Genomic DNA, 643 nt, shown 5'->3' with positions numbered 1-643 from the left:
CGTCTGGTCCCTCGAGGACGCGTGCCGCGTCGTGGCCGCCCGGGCCCGCCTGATGCAGGCGCTGCCCGCCGGGGGCGCGATGGTGTCCGTCCAGGCCCCCGAGGCGGAGGTCGCCGCGGCGCTGGCCGGGCACGAGCGCGAAGCCGCGATCGCGGCGGTCAACGGTCCCGCTTCGGTGGTGCTGTCCGGCGAAGAGGCCGCAGTCATGGCGATCACCGGACGGCTGGCCGCGGCCGGCCGAAAGACTAAGCGTTTGCGGGTGAGCCATGCGTTTCACTCTCCGTGTATGGACGCCGTGTTGCAGGACTTCCGCCGGATCGCCGAGGGTGTGCGCTACGCACCCCCGGCGCTCCCGGTCGTCTCCGGCGTGACCGGCGAACCGCTGACCGCGGAACAGGCCTGCGCACCCGAGTACTGGACCGAGCAGGTCCGCGCGACCGTGCGCTTCGCCGACTGCGTCACCTGGCTCGGCGACCACGGCGTCACCACCTTCCTCGACGCCGGACCGGACGGGGTGCTGGCCGGGATGGCGGCCGCCTCGGCGCCCGCCGGGGCGGCGGTGGTCCCCGCGCTGCGCCGGGACCAGCCCGAAGAGACCGCGCTGGTCACCGCGCTCGGCCGGCTCCACGAGGACGGCGCCGTC

At 75.3% G+C, this 643-nt stretch carries 1 protein-coding gene; it reads left to right on the top strand.

Going from position 1 to position 643, the window contains the following annotated elements; genetic code table 11:
• Positions 1 to 643, top strand: a 643-nt coding sequence (locus G3I65_RS16315; RefSeq protein ID WP_160696866.1) for an acyltransferase domain-containing protein, incomplete at both ends; no start/stop codon positions are given.

The organism is Amycolatopsis sp. SID8362 (genome assembly GCF_010550475.1).
GTDB lineage: Bacteria > Actinomycetota > Actinomycetes > Mycobacteriales > Pseudonocardiaceae > Amycolatopsis > Amycolatopsis eburnea.
Note: the sequence above shows the minus strand (reverse complement) of the source record. Positions and strands in the feature narration are given on the sequence as shown.